The sequence below is a fragment of the Pseudoalteromonas sp. 2CM36K genome, from assembly GCF_023161865.1.
Lineage (GTDB): Bacteria > Pseudomonadota > Gammaproteobacteria > Enterobacterales > Alteromonadaceae > Pseudoalteromonas > Pseudoalteromonas tetraodonis.
In genome coordinates this window covers 147705-164584 of sequence record NZ_JALNTK010000003.1, presented here as the reverse complement: position 1 = coordinate 164584, position 16880 = coordinate 147705, and the positions used below count along the sequence as shown (strand labels likewise).

The window sequence follows — 16880 nt, the reverse complement described above, 5'->3', positions numbered from 1 at the left end:
GTGTTTTATGTTGGTTGTGCTTGCAGCTTCATTTTTTAGCAACGCTAGCGTTGCAAAAGCCTCTTCACTTAACGTATCACCCAAAGTCTGTGTGGTTTCCGAACAACAAGAATTTTGTGATCTTGAGTTAAAATTTAAGTGGCAACTGTCAGCCGCTAGCGATGTGTGTTTATACCAACAAAATACACAATTGCAATGCTGGCAAGGTGTCAAAAAAGGCCAACTTAGTTATAAAGCGCGTGTTCAGGTGGAGACCATATACTCCCTGATTAATCCCCATACAGGTGTATCGTTAGCGAGTGTGCAAATAGAAGTGCAAACCGCATACGCTAAGAAAAAACATCGGCTACGCTCACCTTGGAGCTTTTTTTAATTTAGGAGCAGTAAATGCCAAAGATATTACTTGTTGAAGATGATTTAGGGTTGCAACAATTAACCAAAGACTATCTTGAGCATAATGGCTTAGAAGTTGACGTTTTAGAACGCGGTGACGAAGTGTTCCCTTATCTTAGTGAAAACCACGTCGACTTGATCATTTTAGATGTAATGTTGCCAGGAAAAGATGGCTTTAGCGTATGTCGACAAGTACGCGATAAATACACTCTCCCTATTTTAATGCTAACAGCAAAGGGTGAAGACTTCGATCAAGTCATAGGCTTAGAACTCGGGGCTGACGACTACGTTATAAAACCGGCAGAGCCGCGTGTACTTCTTGCTCGAATTAGTGCATTGCTTCGCCGTGGACAGCCAAATGTTAAAGCGATTGAAGAACTTCAATTTGGTGATTTATCAATAGATAAAACCAGCCGCATTGTAAAGCTAAGCGGTGTTGAAATTGTCCTGACTTCTCATGAATTTGAATTGCTGTGGTTATTGGCTTCAAATGCTGGTGAAGTGCTCAGTCGAGAGCATGTCCATCAACATATGATAGGGCGTGAGTACGACGGGTTAGACCGCACGGTGGATGTTCGTGTATCACGTATTCGTAAAAAGCTCGGTGATAACAGTGATAAACCATACCGTATTAAAACGGTGTGGGGGCAAGGCTATTTATTTGTATCAGATGCGTGGGATATGTAATAAATGCAAGGTATTAGGCTAGGTTAATGGGAAAGCTATTTATAAGCCTTTACGTGTATATTATTGCCTCTTTGTTTATTGTTAGTGGTGTTATAGAGCAGTTTTGGCCCTATGATGAATCTCAGCAAAGTGTATTGTTAGATGACGAATTTGGGCAGTCTTTATGGCTGCTTTCGCAAACCCCAGATGGGTTTGAGCAGCTTAAACATAATTTTAATAGCCAAGTCATTGCCCAGCAAGATCTGGTGCTCCCACCAGAACAGCAAGCACAACTATTTCAAAACCATTACCTTTATTTATATGATAAACAGCAGCGTATCGTTTGGTATGTAACGCTAAATAATTCACAATTGCTACAAGTAGGCCCTGTAGGTGTTAAACACAGCAGCTCAGGGACTGTGTTACCGTATTTACTGGTGTTGTTTATTATAAGTTTACCAATAGGTTTGTGGAGCTTTTTGTTGTGGCGAGACTTTGCAAAGCTGAGTCATGCATGCGAGGCAGTGGGCGGCTCGCAAGATTTTCAATTAAGCGATGGCTCAAAGTCATTCTTCTTACCCATCACCGATACATTGCAAGTAATGCAGCAACGTATTGAGTTTTTACTGAGTGCTCAGCAAGAGCTCACCTCTTCTGTATCTCATGAATTTAGAACGCCATTAGCGCGGTTGAAGTTTGCTATTGCAATACTCGAGGATAAAACCCATGATACCAAAGCACAGCACTATTTATCTGACATGCAAATGGATATTCATGAACTTGAGTCCTTGGTATCTGAAATGTTGGAATACGCCCGTTTAGACACACAGCAACCTAGTTTACAATTAGCGCCTTGTGATATCGTTGCATTAATTAAAACTAATATTGAAAAAGTAAACTTTGATACCCGTATTAAACTAACAACAACGCTCCCCACTCAATTTATTTACTCATGCGATAGTCATTTTATGTCGCGGGTGCTGCAAAACTTAATCAGTAATGCACTTAAACATGCCTCGAAAAGTGTACATATTAGTTTAAGTACTGCCGATGAAAAGTTACTGTTAGTGGTTGAAGATGATGGCCCTGGTATTGTCTTCTCTGAGCGCGAAAAAGTATTTAAGCCGTTTACGCGCTTAGATAAAAGTCGTGATAAAAAAACCGGAGGGTTTGGGCTAGGGCTGGCGATAGTAAGTAAAATTGTGTCATGGCATAAAGGGCAGTGCGCAATTGTAGACTCAACACATGGTGGGGCTAAGTTTATTATTACGCTCGACAACTAAATTCCACACAATAAAAAAGCGCCTTAAGGGCGCTTTTTTGCGGTTTAAAACCAAAAAATCAACAAGTAGCAAATAGATAGACAGGCCACTTATAGAAAAGTTCTATTTTATTTACTATTTTTTTCTAGTAATGGCATCAACATTTGCTCTAAACCATTAAGCTTCACTTCGTACATCATTGCAAGTTGAGAGCCGAGCTTGCTATCAGGAAAGCCTTGCTGTTTAAACCACACTAAATAATGCTCAGGCAGCAAAAGTAAGGGACGTCCCGCATATTTACCAAACGGCATAATGGTATTAATAGCGACTTTAAGTTGTTGAGGATCTATTATTGACATCTTTTATGAATTGAGGTGCTAAGTGTAAGGGATAATAAAGAATTAAAATAGGCTGTAACGGGCAAGTAACAGCCTATTGATAGAGGGAGTAGGCCCTCTAATTTGAGAATCTTATTGGTTAATTAAAAGCAAGGGGTCCAGTTGTGTATATTTTATTTAAATACACACTTAGGTATTAGCTTTACTAAACCAACACTGACATTTTACCTTATATTTAAACCAATAAAATACGCAGATGTAAAGGAATGTAAATGCAATCTATTTGCATCTAAACCCTATTAAGGAAACAGGGTTTGCTTTACATGCTCTGCAAAACCGCTACCTGCTTCTAAGTAAAAGTTGTAAGTAGAGTCTATTCCCATTTCTTCTAATTCTTTTTGCTGATCGGGGTAGTTGGCAATCGCCGTTACTTGTCCTTTATAACCCGATGCTTGTAATTGCTCTAAGGCAAAAATATTTTGCATGTGCTTAGGCATAGTTAGCATTACCATTTCAACGTGGGAGTGGTTAACACGTTGCCAAAAATCAGGATCGGTGGCATCGGCAATTAATACTCGGCGACCTCGCTTTACATGCTTATCAACTACCTCAGGCCTAATATCAATACCTGCAACAACATCCGGATGAGTTGCGTTTATTGTTTCATAGGCACCTGTGCCAATTCTACCCATACCAAAAATAACAATTTTTGTGTCATTTAAGTTTACTGGGAGCTCTTCAGCTAAGCGGGTTTTGCTTTCAAACTTTAATAAAAAGCGTTCAATTTTAACGTATAGCTCGTTAGAGCGTTTATTTAAAGGAGAAGCAATTACAAAGGTGATCGACACCGCAATCGCAATAACAGCAAGCCACTCAGAGGTAACCATGCCGGTAGATGCGGCAACTGCACACACAATCAAACCAAATTCGCTAAAGTTAGCTAGGCTAAATGCTGTTAACAAAGAGGTACGCGCACGAAGTTTAAATAGGTTGGTTAGTATGTAATAAAGCAGGGTTTTAATTGGAATAATTAATACCAGCACTAAAGCGACGACTAAGGAGTGGGCAGTAAGCTCTGCACTTAAACCAATGCTTAGGAAAAAGCCAACTAGCAATATATCTTTTAGGCTAAGCAATGACTTAGACAATTCACCGGCTTTTTTGTGTGGTGCGAACATCATACCTACAATCAAAGCACCTAAATCACCTTTGAGACCTGCAAATTCAAAGGCGTTATAACCTGCTACTAAGGCAAAGAAAAACCCAAATAGCGGCAGTAATTCACCATGTTTAGAGCGGTTTAAAACCCAGTACATAACAGGGCGAAATAAAGGTAAGGCAATAATTAACCCTAAGGCCCAAATATTCGGCAACTTACCGGTACTGACCGCTAAAAATATAACCGCAAATATATCCTGCATAACTAAAATACCAATGGCTATTTTACCGTGCAGGCTTGCCATTTCACCGCGCTCTTCAAGAACTTTTACCGCAAATACGGTGCTTGAAAAGCTCAGAGCAAAACCAACTAACAGCGCACTTTGCCAACTTAAATCGACGAATAATGGCAGTGCAAAAACACCCAGTAGTAGCATAAAGCCACTAAATAAAGCGCTGCTTAGAATAATATGTAAGGTGGCCGGAGCCCAGACTTGAGGTTTTATTAAATTTGAAATTTTAAGCTTGAGGCCAATACTAAAAAGTAGCAGTGTAACCCCTAAAGATGCAATTGTTTCCAGCAGTTCCGTGCTTTTATAACCCGCTAAATTAAGAATAAATCCAGCCATAAGAAAGCCGATAAGTGGCGGCAATTTTAGCTGGTATATACCAAAACCGCAGACGAAGGCGGTAGCAAAATAAATTAGTTCCATAGTTATTAATACCACTTTTTTAGGCACTGTAGTGTAGCGAAAAACAATGCTTATTGACAATTAATCTATTTATTTAACGCAGTTAGTTACGTGATAGAGAGTATTTATCAAATGATTGCTACTGTCAGTTTATGCAGAGGTAAAGTAGCTTCAAAGTATAAAAAATGCACATATATGGCTAGTTTTATCGTAAACAGCATGTAAATAGCAGTTTTTCGCTGACAAGAGCTTTTAAATGTGGTTAAGATGCCATAACGAAGGAGTTTAAGCGTAAGCAAACATTAGAGTTGCTTAGCTTAAGGAGAAAATATGTTTAAAAAGATTTTAGCATCGGTAGGCATTGGTGCCGCCAAAGTAGATACTATTTTAGAGACCGAGCATCTTCAGCCAGGGCAATTATTTAACGCGCAAATTGTAATTACTGCAGGTGATGTGAGCCAAGAAATTACCGGTTTAGACTTAATGTTAGTTACCCGTGTAAAAGTGGCGAGTGAAGACGGTGATTATTTCACTAATCATGTGATTGACCAGTGGCGCATTACCGATATTGGTATTATTGAGCCCGGTGAAGTAAGAACTATTCCGTTTGAAGCCCGTTTACACTCAGAAACGCCTATAACTGAAATTAATGCAGGTTATAATCAATCTTATGTATGGTTAGAAACAGGCCTTGATATTGACCTTGCGCTTGATCCAACAGATAAAGACCATTTACACATTTATCCTAATGAAGCGGTTAAAACATGCATGCAAGCGATGGAAAAGCTTGGTTTTAGCTTAGTTAAAGCCGATGTAGAGCAAGGCCATTTACGTGCCCCTACTTTTCAATCTGTGTCGGGGTGTTATCAAGAGCTTGAGTATCAGCCTAATAGCCGCAGTTTGTTTGGCATAAAAGAAATAGAGTTGTCGTTTATTCCTGAAGCACATAAAACCCATGTATTAATTGAATTAGACAGAGCGTTTAGAAGTGATGGCTATGTTGATTTAACCATAGAGCATGATCATGTTAATTTATCGCAGTTATGTGATCAGTTAGAACGATTATTTGCTTAATCGCTTTAGGGGTTTACTTTAAGTAAGCCCCTGCAATAAAAAAGGTGTTTAAATGGCGTTTAAATGTGAGCCATTCTCTGCGCTCGATTCCCAAACCCTATTTTCAATCATGCGTGAACGTGTCGACGTATTCGTTGTAGAACAAGCATGTCCTTACCCCGAACTTGATGATCACGATATCGCAGACACTACACGCCATGTCTATTTACTTGATGGGCAAACAGTATATGCCTATGCCCGTTGTTATGAAAAAGATGCTCAGTACAGTGCGATAGGGCGTGTATTGGTTGCTCAATCACAGCGAAGTTCTGGATTAGGCAAACAGTTAGTCAATGAAGCAATAGCATGCTGTAAGGCGCAATGGCCGACTCGCGATATTTATATTGGCGCACAAACCTATCTACTGAATTTTTATCGTTCATTCGGTTTTGAATGTGTTGGTGATGAATATTTAGAAGATGGTATACCCCATCAAGATATGATTTTAAAGCAGTAGTATTGCTCCACTAAAAAGGCCCACTGATGTGGGCTTTATGCATCTTATAACTAGCTTAGTAGGGAGTGCAAAAACACTAAACTAATCGCAACAGGGCATACAAACTTGGTATACCAAGGCCATATTTTCCAAAATAAGGTATTATGCACCTCAGGGTTACCTTGCTGAATCGCTTTAAGTAGTGACGACCTGTACCAGATCCAACCTACAAATATACAGCACATAAGCCCTAATAAAGGTTGTGCAATTTTGGTTGTTAGGGTGATCACTAAGCCAAATAAAGTGCCTAGGTTACACACTATAATAATGCTCACTATGGCAATTAAAGCGCCTATTAACCACGTTGCTTGAACACGTTTCATCGCAAAGCGCTCTACCGTGTACGACACTGGCGCTTCTAGCATGGAAATAGATGAAGTTAGTGCGGCAATACTCATCAATGCAAAAAAAGCAAAACCAACAAATAAACCTACACCACCCATGCCATCAAATAAGGCAGGCAATACCTGAAATACGAGAGTATCTTCAGAGAGAAGTTTACCTGTAGTTGAAGAGAATATTTCAACACCTTGCGCTTGTGCCACGTACATAGCAGGGATGATCAATAAACCCGCTACAAACGCTATAAACACATCAATTAAGGTTACATACGCGCCAAGGGACACAAGGTTTTCTTTTTTACTGATATAGGAGCCATATATAATCATCACACTGGTGCCCAGTGACAATGAAAAGAAAGCTTGGCCTAAGGCACTCACTAACAATGTAGGGTCAAAAATAGAAGAAAAGTCAGGGACTAAGTAAGCTTTTAACCCCTCAACTGCGCCTTCTTGAGTCATCACGTAGGCAATTAGGGCAAACAAAATACCGAGCAGAGCGGGCATTAAGCGTTTAGACCATTTTTCGATGCCGTTTTCTACACCGCGGCTGATAATAGCAACAGTTAAAATAATAAATAAAACAGTGAAAAGAATATTACGAGTAAGCGACTGCTCACTTAACCATAAAGAGGCGGCATCAGCCCCGACCAATGTGGTTACCGGTTCTAAAGTGGCACTTAACATCCAACCGGCAACAATGGCATAAAAACTTAAAATAAATCCAGCACATAAAATACCACCAAAACCGACAGCAAAGGCAAATTGCTTTTGCCATGGTCGCGTGGTTAATTTAGTTAATGAAGAGACTGCATTAGCTTGCCCATGGCGACCTATCATCAGCTCTGCCATTAAAGCCGGATAGGCTAAAAAGAAAGCCAGTACTAAATACGCGACTAAAAATGCAGCGCCCCCATTACTTGCTGTTTGGGTCGGAAAACCCCAAATATTACCCAAGCCAACAGCTGATCCTGCCGCAGCCATTATAAAACCAAAGCGGGAGCTAAACTCACCTCTTACTGCACTCATATTATTCTGCTTCTCTATTTTTTCGACGCCGTGACAATCTACTGGAATTGTAATTAAATAAAAAGTGCTTATTTGTCTGTGTTGCACAATTATTGCGTTTTATTTAGCTGTATAAATAACACGTGCGTATTTTGATTATAAATAGCACAATTTTTTAATTATATTTCGTTTATCAGCTGTATTGAGCATCTTTGCATTGTTGATTAATGTTCAAACTGAGCGATGGTTAATGTGAAGCAGGCGCCTGAGAGTCGTTCACTTTTACTCACTTTTACAGTGCCATGATGCCAATCGGCAACTTTGGCGACGATTGCTAATCCCAAGCCATAACTATTATCACTGCGATTACGGTGGCTGCGTTCTCGAAAAAATGGGCTAAATACTTTATGATTATTTTCTTGAGCAATGCCTGGTCCGTCGTCGGCGATGTTCACTACCAGAGAACGTTCTTGTACTGAAGCGGTTACTTGAATGCTGTGATTTGCAAAGTCGCAGGCATTATTAATTAAGTTGGTGATTGCTCTTGCCAGCCAATGTAAGTCAGCATAAACGGTATGATCATCACATTCTAAAGAAATATTAAGCGAGCGAGAGGTTATTCTAGGCTCAAGTTGCAATACAATATCACTTAGGTATTGTTTAAGGTTTGCTGATGAGTAAGTAAGCTTATTCGCATTTTGCTCTAAAGTAGCAAACGTTAAATAGCTTTTTAGCATTGACTCCATGTGATCCAAGTCGGTTTCCATGCGAGTTAAATAATGCTTTATTTTACTCTCGTCATGACTATCAAGAGCGGCGTCGACACCAAAGCGTAAGCAAGCAATTGGAGTTCTAATATCATGCGATAAGCTGGAGGCCATTAGCTTGTTTTCAGCAACTAGCTTTTCAATTTGACTCGCCATACGGTTAAAGGTCAGTTCCACATCTTTTATATAGGTAAATCGAGAGGGGGTAATACGCGCTTTAACATTACCAGATGCAAATTGCTTTGCTGCTTCGTTTAACACCGTAAGGCGCTTTGCTAAAGGGGTAATAATAAAACCCATAAAAACACATAAGCCAGTGTAAAATAATAGCGTTAAAATAATATCGTTTCGTTGTGTGGCCTCATAAGGTTTATCTAAACGCATGGTTAAATGATAAGGACTTAACTCATCATTTGTGTAGAGCATATAAAAGCCTTGCTCATCTTCGAGTATTAATCCGCCTTGGGTTTGCATTTTATCTAATAGCGCTAAGGGCAGTGCCAGCGACTGATTTAATTTGTAGTTAAGTATAAGGTCAAAGTCAGCGGCTAGTTTTGTTACTTGTTGTGGGCGAGCATCGGGTTTAAGCGCCGTGAGCTGTTTACTTAACCCGACAATAATCTGGCTTTGAACGCTAAACTCATCCAAAGGCGCATGCGCTTGTTGGCTAAATGCATCAATAAGCCAACCTAAAACAATAATTGAAAGCAGCGCACTGCCAAGTAGTGAAATATAAAACTTTTTCATTGATGCTATTCCATAATAGGCAGGGTGTATTGAAGTGACTTTTATTACTATCGCGCTAATTATTTTAAGCACTCAGGCATTAAAACTTACCACGCTGTAGTCACAAACAAATAACCACGTCCCCAAATGGTTTTAATTTTTTCTGGTTTTTGTGGGTCATCATGAAACTTTTTACGCAAGGCAGAAATAAGCACATCAACGCTTCTATCTAGGCCATCATATTCCCTGCCTTTGGTTGCTTTAAACACCGCATCGCGTGATACAACTTGTCCTGCATTACTGGCTAAATAATGCAGTAATAAATACTCTGCGCTTGAAATGTTCACATCCTGTTGGTTAAGGGAAACGTTGCGTGACTCGGTATTAATACTTAATTGACCGATATTGATCATATTTGCTTGATCATCGGTTTTAGGCGTGTCGCTACTGTAGCGCAAGGCCGATTTAATGCGTGCAAGCAATGCGCGAGGGCGCACCGGTTTTATTATGTAATCGGTAGCACCGACTTCCAGCCCAATGACTTCATCCATTTCTTCATCGCGGGCAGTAAGCATTATAATTGGGGCATGATAAAAGCTACGTAGCTCACGACATACACTAATACCATCAAGCCCTGGCAGCATAATGTCGAGTAAAATAAGTTGTGGGTTTAAACGTTTTACTTGGCTTATAACCTCATCACCTCGATGACATACATGTACAACATAGCTTTGCTCTGTTAAATACTCAGTGACCCACTGTGCAAGAGAAATATCATCTTCAACCAGTAAAATAGTACCGTAATTATCCATAAGCTTTCTTCGCATACCTAAATGATGTTTAGCTATCATAATGTTTATAGTGTGTGACTAAAATAACCGCCAACGCCGCTTTTTTTGCCTATTTTGATACACCCATTGTAATTTTACTTCTGTGACGGCAATGACTTGTGATGTATTACTGTCAAATAGTTCAAACGAAATACTTTGCGTTGAGTCAAAGGCATAATTAAACGAACCTTGTCGCTGTTTAAGCCAGCACTGCATAATGTACTTTGAGGTGGCATCGCGTAGACAATAATTTCCCACTTCTACTTGCTGCCATGACAAAACAACATCGGCGTAACAGTGACGTCCTTCACGTAAGGCCACACAGGTATCAGGTACTGCACTCAATTGAGCGGGTATTTGCACTGGGGCTGCCAGCAAAGAGCCTGAATAACTAAACAATAAACAGTAAAAAAATCTAAAGTACATAACGCACGCCTACCTTGGCTTTGTGTTGATATCCTTGGGAAATAATTGGGCTGTCATCAATTTCTTTTGAAAACCACGTCGTTAACCAGCCTGCTAAAAAGACCCAATCTTGATTAATGGGGTATTCAGCATGAAATTCAAACATAATACTAGTACTGGCATTGGTTTGATAAATAGGGCGAGTTGCGTTTGCTTCATCGCTATCAATACCAAAATAATAGTTTGTAAAATCTGCAGAGTAGGCACTTAGGCCAATACCAGAGCGAAACTCCCAATTACGCCAAGGCTGAATATGACTAAAAAATACGTTTGCCACCCAGCCATTATGAGCACCAGATATATCATGTAAGTATTCAAGGGAAATTTGTGAGTTTTCAAATCGACGTGTTAATCGAAGGCCGGTATCAAAATCATAGTTACGTTTTTTAATACCGCGTAGTGGCTCAATAATGCCATCGTTATAAATACCTAAGCCTTGTTCGTCAAACCCGGCTTGCGAATTAGTGCCTAATAAATCAAGGCCCCAATCGTATTTGTTAATTAAGCTATAGCCTAAAACAAGTCCACCGCTGAGTTGATTATGATCAAAATCAAGGTAAAAATTATCGTAAGAAACTGCAAGGCTTAAATCTAACTCGGCGCCAACATCATAAGAATTCATGCCCACCAAATAAGAATCTTCTATGTAATAACCTGCTCCCGCACTCCAGTCCCAGGCAAACCCTGTAGTGGGTTCCAATGTGTTATCGGCATAGTAACGATTGCTTGCTGTGCTCTGGCCACTAAAAATGAGCGCAAACAATAAGGCTGCACAACGAAAAAAATGTCTTTGTGGGAAATGCTTCATCCTTGGAACCTAAATTAGAGTTTGCTTAAAAGGGTAGTATATTGTCAAACTCTAGGCTAAATCTGTAAAAAAATGTAGCAGTCGTCCTGAATTTACTGAACCTTAATTTTATCGATAAGTATGCTGCTCAAGTAAAATTGCATCATGGGAGTTAACGCGCTGATCTCAGTACGTGTGCATGGCCCATTTAATTTAGTTAAACGACTCAATTTAGTGATGGTTTTATAAGCAGGGGCCGTTACTTCATTTTCAAGTTCAGCACGCTTAAGCCGAGCCTGTTCGGTGTTATGTTTATGAATAAACGCAACAACTTCTAACTCGTTAGTGATCTTCTTTTCTTCAGTAAAGCTATAGATTAGGGGCTCACGGTGAAAGCTTGCACTATCTATTGATGATTTGGCAAACCACACTACATCTCCCGATGCTTTGTGTGTAAGGCGCATACTAACTTGTGCCAGTATATTTGCGCATTGTTGAGAAGGGAATTGTTGTGCTACTTTTGAAAACAATGAATAAGGTTTTTCTGGCTGCGCTAGGATGTACTTTGCATCATCTATAAACTCAAGGTCAACTTGATGAATAGCTAACGTGTAATCACTGTTATCGGTTGTGGTAACTTTTAGTTGTTTATCGTTAAGTGCTTGGCTAATTTGAGATACTAATGTGTCGGTGACACTTGCACGGTCTACGATCACTCTGACAGTCTGATTTTTTTTGATGTTATGTGCAGGTAATTGCACCGATTTTACTTTCGGTGAAGCATGCTCGGTTTCATATTTAAGTTGGTAAGTTTGACTCTTAAGCAAAGGTTTTGCAGGCATTGCTAAAGGTTCTGCAGGCTGCTTAACTACGGCACAACCTGAAGCTAATACAATAAAAAGTGATACAACTAAAAAACGCATAAATATTTTACATCCACTCAAAAGCCATTAATCGAACATATTGTACGTTAGTCCGAGCAAAAGTTCATGATATTATAGAGGCTGATTATGACTAAAAAAGAAAAATTAGCTAAGAATGAAGTATCTTAACTCCTTACCCTTTTATTTTTTTGCTTTATGTATTTTAGGGACGCATTTACAGGCAAGCGCAAGCACAGATCCTGACTGGGAAGCTTTTGTTAAAAATTATGGACGCTACGTAGAAAAAAAACTAAAAGTAAAAAAGATTCCGGGCGGAGCGCTTTCCATCGTCAACGCACAAGCGCGTGACTATATACATACTATGGGGCATACCAAAGTGCGCAGTGGGCAAAAAATTAATCCACACACTCGGTTTCGTTTGGCCTCAGTATCTAAAACGTTTGCAGGGTCGTTAGCGGCAAAACTTGCAAATGAAGAACAACTTAATTTGTATTTTCCTGTTAGTCATTACATTCCTGAATTTAAACAAACCGACTACAAAGATGATTTAAAGGTTTTTCATATTTTAAGCCATTCTAGTGGGCTAGTACCGAATGCATACGATAATTTAATCGAATCGCGAATGGGGTATAGCGATATTGTAGAAAAGCTATTAAGTGTAAAACCTATATGCGAACCCGGTGACTGTTATGGCTATCAAAATGTCATGTTTAGTTTAATTGATGACGTGATTTTAAAAAGCACCAACAAAACTTATACTCAGTGGCTCAATGACGCATTTTTTATCCCTCTAAAAATGAACGATGCAAGCTTAGGCTACGATGCCATGGTGCAAGATAGTAACTACGCACACCCTCATGTGCGTGGAAAAAAGCGTTGGTACAGTGCCCGTTTAAAAAAGAATTATTATAAAGTCGCTCCGGCAGCTGGAGTAAACGCCAGTGCGTCAGATATGGCTATTTGGTTAAATGCGCAATTAGGGCAATATCCATCGGTATTATCCTTAGATGCATTGATCACGCAAACGCGTCCTTATACACATACTAAAAAAGAACGCTACAGACGAGTATGGCGAGAGCACATGAACGAAGCCTACTATGGGCTAGGCTGGCGTGTGTATGATTATGATGATGAAACGCTTTATTACCACAGTGGTTGGGTGCAAGGTTATCGCAGTGATTTGGTTGTGTTTCCACACTTAAATGTTGGCTTTAGCTTAATTTTAAATGCAGAAACTGGACTCATAAATGAGCTTACAACTGAGTTTATAAATCGCCTATTAGTATATAAACGAGAGAAGCAATAATGAACGCCCACATAAAAACATTGTTGATAGCATTATTATTTATTTGCCAACCCGCCTTTTCTGCCCCTGAACAGGTTTACTTGTTTCGACATAGCGAAAAACAAACAGGGGAAAATCCATTTCTAACTGCCCAAGGCCAAGCGCGTGCTAAGCACTTGGTTTCGTTAGTTAACACTTACCCAAACATAACGTTATTCAGCAGTAACTATAACCGCACCCTAAGCACGGCAGCGCCATTAGCCGCGTATTATAATATTAAAGTTATTACCTATGATGCTGCTGATCTAATGACATTGAAAAAACAATTATTAGCACAAAATGGCGTTGTGGTAGTAATAGGGCATAGTAATACCACACCGCAGTTGGCTTCATTATTGAGTAACCAAGCTATTGAAAGTATGGATGAGAGTCAGTACGGGCATTATTATTTAGTGAGTAAACTAGAAAATAATAGTTATGAAGTTAAAACGCTGACAATGGGTTTTTAAGCAGGCATAAAAAAACCAGCAATGGCTGGTTTTTTTGTTTTACCTTTAAATGACCTTATTAGCCACGAGGTAATTGAATTTTTTTCTCAGGGCTTTGACGATAAAGCACAATCGTATGACCGATAGTCTGTAATTTAGTAGCCCCTGTTTCGCGAACAATGGCATCAAAAATAAGCTTTTTGGTTTCACGATCGTCTGTTGGCACCTTCACTTTAATTAATTCGTGAATTTCTAGTGCGCTTTGGATTTCAACTACTACGCCTTCGGTTAAACCGTTAGAACCTAGTAAAACTACGGGCTTAAGGCTATGCGCCTGACCTTTTAAAAACTGCTTTTGTTTGTTTGATAATGTCATGATATTACAAATTTTGCTGAATATGGCTTGAATTAAGGGTATTCTAACGCCATCTAGAGAATATTACTAATTAGTTGCGTGTTAATTTATGACAAATAAAAAACAGTCAGCCAGTTCACAACGTTGGCTTAAAGAACATTTTGATGATAAATATGTTCAAGAAGCGCAAAAAAAAGGCTGGCGCTCTCGAGCTGTTTTCAAATTAGACGAAATCCAAAACAAAGATAAGTTATTGCGCCCAGCGATGACCGTTGTTGATTTAGGCGCAGCCCCAGGGAGTTGGTCACAATACTTAGCTGAAAAAGTGGGTGACAAAGGCCAAGTGGTTGCGTGTGATATTTTACCTATGGACTCTTTAGCGGGTGTTGACTTTTTACAAGGCGATTTTCGTGAAGAAGCGGTACTTGATGCATTGTTAAAACGTATTGATGGTAAAAATGTAGATGTGGTATTGTCTGATATGGCACCTAACATGAGTGGCAATAACTCGGTTGATCAGGCAGGTAGCATGTACTTGGTTGAGCTTGCACTTGATATGTGCAACCAAGTTTTAAAGAAAAATGGCGCGTTTATTGTTAAAGTATTCCAAGGTGAAGGCTTTGATCAATATTTGCAAGATGTACGTAATAGTTTTAAAGCAGTGAAGATACGTAAACCGGATGCCTCGCGTCCCCGTTCTCGGGAAGTATATATAGTAGCGACTGGATACAAACTGTAGTACAGTTGCTTGGCGTTTAGTTGAATTTAAATTAATTGGATACAAGAGGTTAACCCCTTGAGCGATATGGCGAAAAATCTAATACTCTGGCTGGTTATTGCAGTAGTGCTTATGTCAGTATTTCAGAGCTTTAATGGCGGCGATCAAGTTGATCGTCAAACAAGTTACAGTCAATTTGTAAAAGACGCCCGTAGCGGCTCTATACAAGAAGTGTCTATCGAAAGTACTAGTGGCACAATTACTGGCATAAAAAATAGTGGCGAGCGTTTTCAAACCATTATGCCTATTTATGACAAAGACATTTTGAATGATTTGTTAAAAAGCGATGTGAACGTTAAAGGTGTTAAACCTGAAGAACAATCGTTTTTAGCAAGCATTTTTATTTCTTGGTTCCCTATGATCCTGCTTATTGGTGTGTGGATTTTCTTCATGCGTCAAATGCAAGGTGGCGGTGGCAAAGGCGCCATGTCATTTGGTAAAAGTAAAGCCCGCTTAATGAGTGAAGATCAAGTCAAAACGACCTTTGCTGATGTAGCTGGCTGTGATGAAGCCAAAGACGATGTAACCGAGCTGGTGGACTTTTTACGTGACCCTTCTAAGTTTCAGAAATTAGGCGGTAGTATTCCTAAAGGCGTACTTATGGTCGGTCCTCCAGGTACAGGTAAAACATTACTTGCTAAGGCTGTTGCTGGTGAAGCAAAAGTACCGTTCTTTACTATTTCGGGTTCTGACTTTGTTGAAATGTTTGTAGGTGTAGGTGCATCACGTGTACGTGACATGTTCGAACAAGCTAAAAAAGCAGCTCCTTGTATAATTTTTATCGATGAAATTGATGCGGTAGGGCGTAAACGTGGCGCTGGCATGGGCGGTGGACACGACGAACGTGAACAAACACTAAACCAAATGCTTGTCGAAATGGATGGTTTTGAAGGTAACGAAGGTATTATCGTGATAGCGGCAACTAACCGCCCTGACGTACTAGACCCTGCATTACTTCGTCCTGGTCGTTTTGACCGTCAAGTAGTGGTTGGCTTGCCTGATATTCGTGGACGTGAGCAAATCCTTAAAGTACATATGCGTAAAGTGCCATTAGGCGATAACGTAGAAGCGGCAGTAATTGCGCGTGGTACGCCTGGTTTCTCTGGTGCTGATTTAGCAAACCTTGTAAACGAAGCTGCACTTTATGCCGCACGTGGTAATAAACGTGTTGTAAGTATGGCTGAATTTGATGCTGCTAAAGATAAAATCATGATGGGTGCTGAGCGCAAGACCATGGTAATGAGTGAGCAAGAGAAAGAAATGACGGCGTATCATGAAGCGGGCCATGCTATTGTTGGCCGTATGGTGCCAGAGCACGACCCAGTTTATAAAGTATCTATTATCCCACGTGGCCGAGCGCTAGGTGTGACTATGTATTTACCAGAACAAGATCGTGTTAGTCACTCTAAAGAGCTTTTAGAATCAATGATTTCAAGTCTTTACGGTGGCCGAATTGCTGAAGCACTTATTTATGGTGAAGACAAAGTAACAACGGGTGCGAGTAACGACATCGAACGTGCTACAGATATTGCACGTAAAATGGTAACGCAGTGGGGCTTGAGTGAAAAACTAGGTCCGTTACTTTACGCTGAAGATCAAAACGAGATGTACATGGGTGGCGGCGGTGGTCGCTCTATGAGCATGTCTGATGAGACGGCGAAAGTAATCGATTCAGAAGTGCGTTTATTCTCAGACCGCAACTATCAACGTGCAGAATCAATATTGAAAGAAAACATTGATATTCTGCATGCAATGAAAGATGCACTAATGAAGTATGAAACCATTGATGCGAAGCAAATTGATGATTTAATGGCTCGTCAGCCTGTACGTGAACCACGTGATGCGCATGATCGTCATGAAGCTAAACCAGAAAAAGAAGGTGTTTCTAAAGACAAATCAGTTGATGAAGTACAAAAACCAGCTGATGAATCTAAAAAAGATGAAACAAACCTTGATGATAAAGCTGAATAATCGTTAAAATAACGTATCCAAAAGCCCCGAAGTTCGGGGCTTTTTTGTATCAGTTTGATGTTAATAACCAAAATTATCAC

At 39.8% G+C, this 16880-nt stretch carries 18 protein-coding genes; 9 read left to right on the top strand and 9 right to left on the bottom strand.

Annotation, left to right across the window (positions count from 1 at the left end; translation table 11 throughout):
- Positions 1-7 precede the first annotated feature (7 nt).
- The 3 genes from MTN97_RS02825 to MTN97_RS02815 are packed head-to-tail and all read left to right on the top strand — an operon-like array spanning position 8 to position 2342.
- Complete coding sequence (locus MTN97_RS02825) at positions 8-373, top strand: DUF3019 domain-containing protein (protein ID WP_036983411.1); 366 nt, start codon at positions 8-10, stop codon at positions 371-373.
- Between the two features lie 14 nt (positions 374-387).
- Positions 388-1080 carry a response regulator gene (locus tag MTN97_RS02820; protein WP_036981824.1) on the top strand — a complete coding sequence of 231 codons (693 nt, stop codon included), beginning with the start codon at positions 388-390 and terminating at the stop codon, positions 1078-1080.
- A 26-nt stretch (positions 1081-1106) separates the two neighbouring features.
- Positions 1107-2342, top strand: coding sequence for an ATP-binding protein (locus MTN97_RS02815; RefSeq protein WP_248473639.1), 1236 nt, complete (start codon positions 1107-1109; stop codon positions 2340-2342).
- A gap of 107 nt (positions 2343-2449) precedes the next feature.
- Here MTN97_RS02815 and MTN97_RS02810 read toward each other — a convergent pair whose 3' ends face one another.
- Both MTN97_RS02810 and MTN97_RS02805 read right to left on the bottom strand, forming a co-directional pair.
- Positions 2450-2671: a DUF3820 family protein gene (locus tag MTN97_RS02810; protein WP_036981828.1), complete on the bottom strand. Its 222-nt coding sequence runs from the start codon at positions 2669-2671 to the stop codon at positions 2450-2452.
- Positions 2672-2958: 287 nt separating this feature from the next.
- Entirely contained in the window at positions 2959-4530 is a 1572-nt protein-coding gene (locus MTN97_RS02805; protein ID WP_248473638.1) for a cation:proton antiporter family protein, read from the bottom strand.
- A gap of 309 nt (positions 4531-4839) precedes the next feature.
- Here MTN97_RS02805 and MTN97_RS02800 point away from each other — a divergent pair, with 309 nt between their 5' ends.
- Together MTN97_RS02800 and MTN97_RS02795 are read left to right on the top strand one after the other, a co-directional pair.
- Positions 4840-5583, top strand: coding sequence for a sporulation protein (locus MTN97_RS02800; protein ID WP_013465509.1), 744 nt, complete (start codon positions 4840-4842; stop codon positions 5581-5583).
- A 52-nt stretch (positions 5584-5635) separates the two neighbouring features.
- Positions 5636-6079, top strand: coding sequence for a GNAT family N-acetyltransferase (locus MTN97_RS02795; protein ID WP_248473637.1), 444 nt, complete (start codon positions 5636-5638; stop codon positions 6077-6079).
- A 50-nt stretch (positions 6080-6129) separates the two neighbouring features.
- On the opposite strand, the gene MTN97_RS02790 is transcribed toward MTN97_RS02795, so the two are convergent.
- The 6 genes from MTN97_RS02790 to MTN97_RS02765 all read right to left on the bottom strand — a co-directional run bounded on the left by MTN97_RS02790 (position 6130) and on the right by MTN97_RS02765 (position 11962).
- The gene (locus MTN97_RS02790; RefSeq protein WP_069438678.1) at positions 6130-7485 is read right to left on the bottom strand and encodes a sodium-dependent transporter; all 1356 of its coding nucleotides are present in this window, start codon (positions 7483-7485) and stop codon (positions 6130-6132) included.
- A 203-nt stretch (positions 7486-7688) separates the two neighbouring features.
- Positions 7689-8978 (bottom strand): sensor histidine kinase, encoded by a 1290-nt coding sequence (locus MTN97_RS02785; protein WP_036981831.1) that lies wholly within the window; start codon positions 8976-8978, stop codon positions 7689-7691.
- Between the two features lie 86 nt (positions 8979-9064).
- Complete coding sequence (locus MTN97_RS02780; RefSeq protein WP_248473636.1) at positions 9065-9769, bottom strand: response regulator transcription factor; 705 nt, start codon at positions 9767-9769, stop codon at positions 9065-9067.
- A gap of 57 nt (positions 9770-9826) precedes the next feature.
- Positions 9827-10213: a DUF3019 domain-containing protein gene (locus tag MTN97_RS02775; protein WP_016899250.1), complete on the bottom strand. Its 387-nt coding sequence runs from the start codon at positions 10211-10213 to the stop codon at positions 9827-9829.
- Positions 10203-11060, bottom strand: coding sequence for a MipA/OmpV family protein (locus MTN97_RS02770; RefSeq protein ID WP_024602061.1), 858 nt, complete (start codon positions 11058-11060; stop codon positions 10203-10205). Before MTN97_RS02770 ends, MTN97_RS02775 begins: the two co-directional genes overlap by 11 nt.
- Positions 11061-11152: 92 nt before the next feature.
- The gene (locus tag MTN97_RS02765; RefSeq protein ID WP_248473635.1) at positions 11153-11962 is read right to left on the bottom strand and encodes a hypothetical protein; all 810 of its coding nucleotides are present in this window, start codon (positions 11960-11962) and stop codon (positions 11153-11155) included.
- A 115-nt stretch (positions 11963-12077) separates the two neighbouring features.
- Here MTN97_RS02765 and MTN97_RS02760 point away from each other — a divergent pair, with 115 nt between their 5' ends.
- Together MTN97_RS02760 and MTN97_RS02755 are read left to right on the top strand one after the other, a co-directional pair.
- Entirely contained in the window at positions 12078-13229 is a 1152-nt protein-coding gene (locus MTN97_RS02760; protein WP_248473634.1) for a serine hydrolase, read from the top strand.
- Positions 13229-13717, top strand: a complete 489-nt coding sequence (locus tag MTN97_RS02755) for a histidine phosphatase family protein (protein WP_069438675.1) — start codon at positions 13229-13231, stop codon at positions 13715-13717. Before MTN97_RS02760 ends, MTN97_RS02755 begins: the two co-directional genes overlap by 1 nt.
- A gap of 58 nt (positions 13718-13775) precedes the next feature.
- On the opposite strand, the gene yhbY is transcribed toward MTN97_RS02755, so the two are convergent.
- Entirely contained in the window at positions 13776-14072 is a 297-nt protein-coding gene (yhbY, locus tag MTN97_RS02750; protein ID WP_008112687.1) for a ribosome assembly RNA-binding protein YhbY, read from the bottom strand.
- Positions 14073-14160: 88 nt separating this feature from the next.
- Here yhbY and rlmE point away from each other — a divergent pair, with 88 nt between their 5' ends.
- The gene (gene rlmE, locus MTN97_RS02745) at positions 14161-14790 is read left to right on the top strand and encodes a 23S rRNA (uridine(2552)-2'-O)-methyltransferase RlmE (RefSeq protein WP_013465499.1); all 630 of its coding nucleotides are present in this window, start codon (positions 14161-14163) and stop codon (positions 14788-14790) included.
- 66 nt (positions 14791-14856) lie between these two features.
- On the top strand, positions 14857-16800 hold the full coding sequence (gene ftsH / locus MTN97_RS02740; RefSeq protein WP_248473671.1) for an ATP-dependent zinc metalloprotease FtsH: 1944 nt from the start codon (positions 14857-14859) through the stop codon (positions 16798-16800).
- The last annotated feature ends 80 nt before the right edge of the window (positions 16801-16880 follow it).

Excerpts from the sequence above, each read along its gene's own strand:
- MTN97_RS02825 (WP_036983411.1), top strand. The coding sequence starts at position 8 with ATGTTGGTTGTGCTTGCAGCTTCATTTTTTAGCAACGCTAGCGTTGCA.
- MTN97_RS02820 (WP_036981824.1), top strand. The coding sequence starts at position 388 with ATGCCAAAGATATTACTTGTTGAAGATGATTTAGGGTTGCAACAATTA.
- MTN97_RS02815 (WP_248473639.1), top strand. The coding sequence starts at position 1,107 with ATGGGAAAGCTATTTATAAGCCTTTACGTGTATATTATTGCCTCTTTG.
- MTN97_RS02805 (WP_248473638.1), bottom strand. The coding sequence starts at position 4,530 with ATGGAACTAATTTATTTTGCTACCGCCTTCGTCTGCGGTTTTGGTATA.
- MTN97_RS02800 (WP_013465509.1), top strand. The coding sequence starts at position 4,840 with ATGTTTAAAAAGATTTTAGCATCGGTAGGCATTGGTGCCGCCAAAGTA.
- MTN97_RS02795 (WP_248473637.1), top strand. The coding sequence starts at position 5,636 with ATGGCGTTTAAATGTGAGCCATTCTCTGCGCTCGATTCCCAAACCCTA.
- MTN97_RS02790 (WP_069438678.1), bottom strand. The coding sequence starts at position 7,485 with ATGAGTGCAGTAAGAGGTGAGTTTAGCTCCCGCTTTGGTTTTATAATG.
- MTN97_RS02785 (WP_036981831.1), bottom strand. The coding sequence starts at position 8,978 with ATGAAAAAGTTTTATATTTCACTACTTGGCAGTGCGCTGCTTTCAATT.
- MTN97_RS02780 (WP_248473636.1), bottom strand. The coding sequence starts at position 9,769 with ATGGATAATTACGGTACTATTTTACTGGTTGAAGATGATATTTCTCTT.
- MTN97_RS02775 (WP_016899250.1), bottom strand. The coding sequence starts at position 10,213 with ATGTACTTTAGATTTTTTTACTGTTTATTGTTTAGTTATTCAGGCTCT.
- MTN97_RS02770 (WP_024602061.1), bottom strand. The coding sequence starts at position 11,060 with ATGAAGCATTTCCCACAAAGACATTTTTTTCGTTGTGCAGCCTTATTG.
- MTN97_RS02765 (WP_248473635.1), bottom strand. The coding sequence starts at position 11,962 with ATGCGTTTTTTAGTTGTATCACTTTTTATTGTATTAGCTTCAGGTTGT.
- MTN97_RS02760 (WP_248473634.1), top strand. The coding sequence starts at position 12,078 with ATGAAGTATCTTAACTCCTTACCCTTTTATTTTTTTGCTTTATGTATT.
- MTN97_RS02755 (WP_069438675.1), top strand. The coding sequence starts at position 13,229 with ATGAACGCCCACATAAAAACATTGTTGATAGCATTATTATTTATTTGC.
- yhbY (WP_008112687.1), bottom strand. The coding sequence starts at position 14,072 with ATGACATTATCAAACAAACAAAAGCAGTTTTTAAAAGGTCAGGCGCAT.
- rlmE (WP_013465499.1), top strand. The coding sequence starts at position 14,161 with ATGACAAATAAAAAACAGTCAGCCAGTTCACAACGTTGGCTTAAAGAA.
- ftsH (WP_248473671.1), top strand. The coding sequence starts at position 14,857 with ATGGCGAAAAATCTAATACTCTGGCTGGTTATTGCAGTAGTGCTTATG.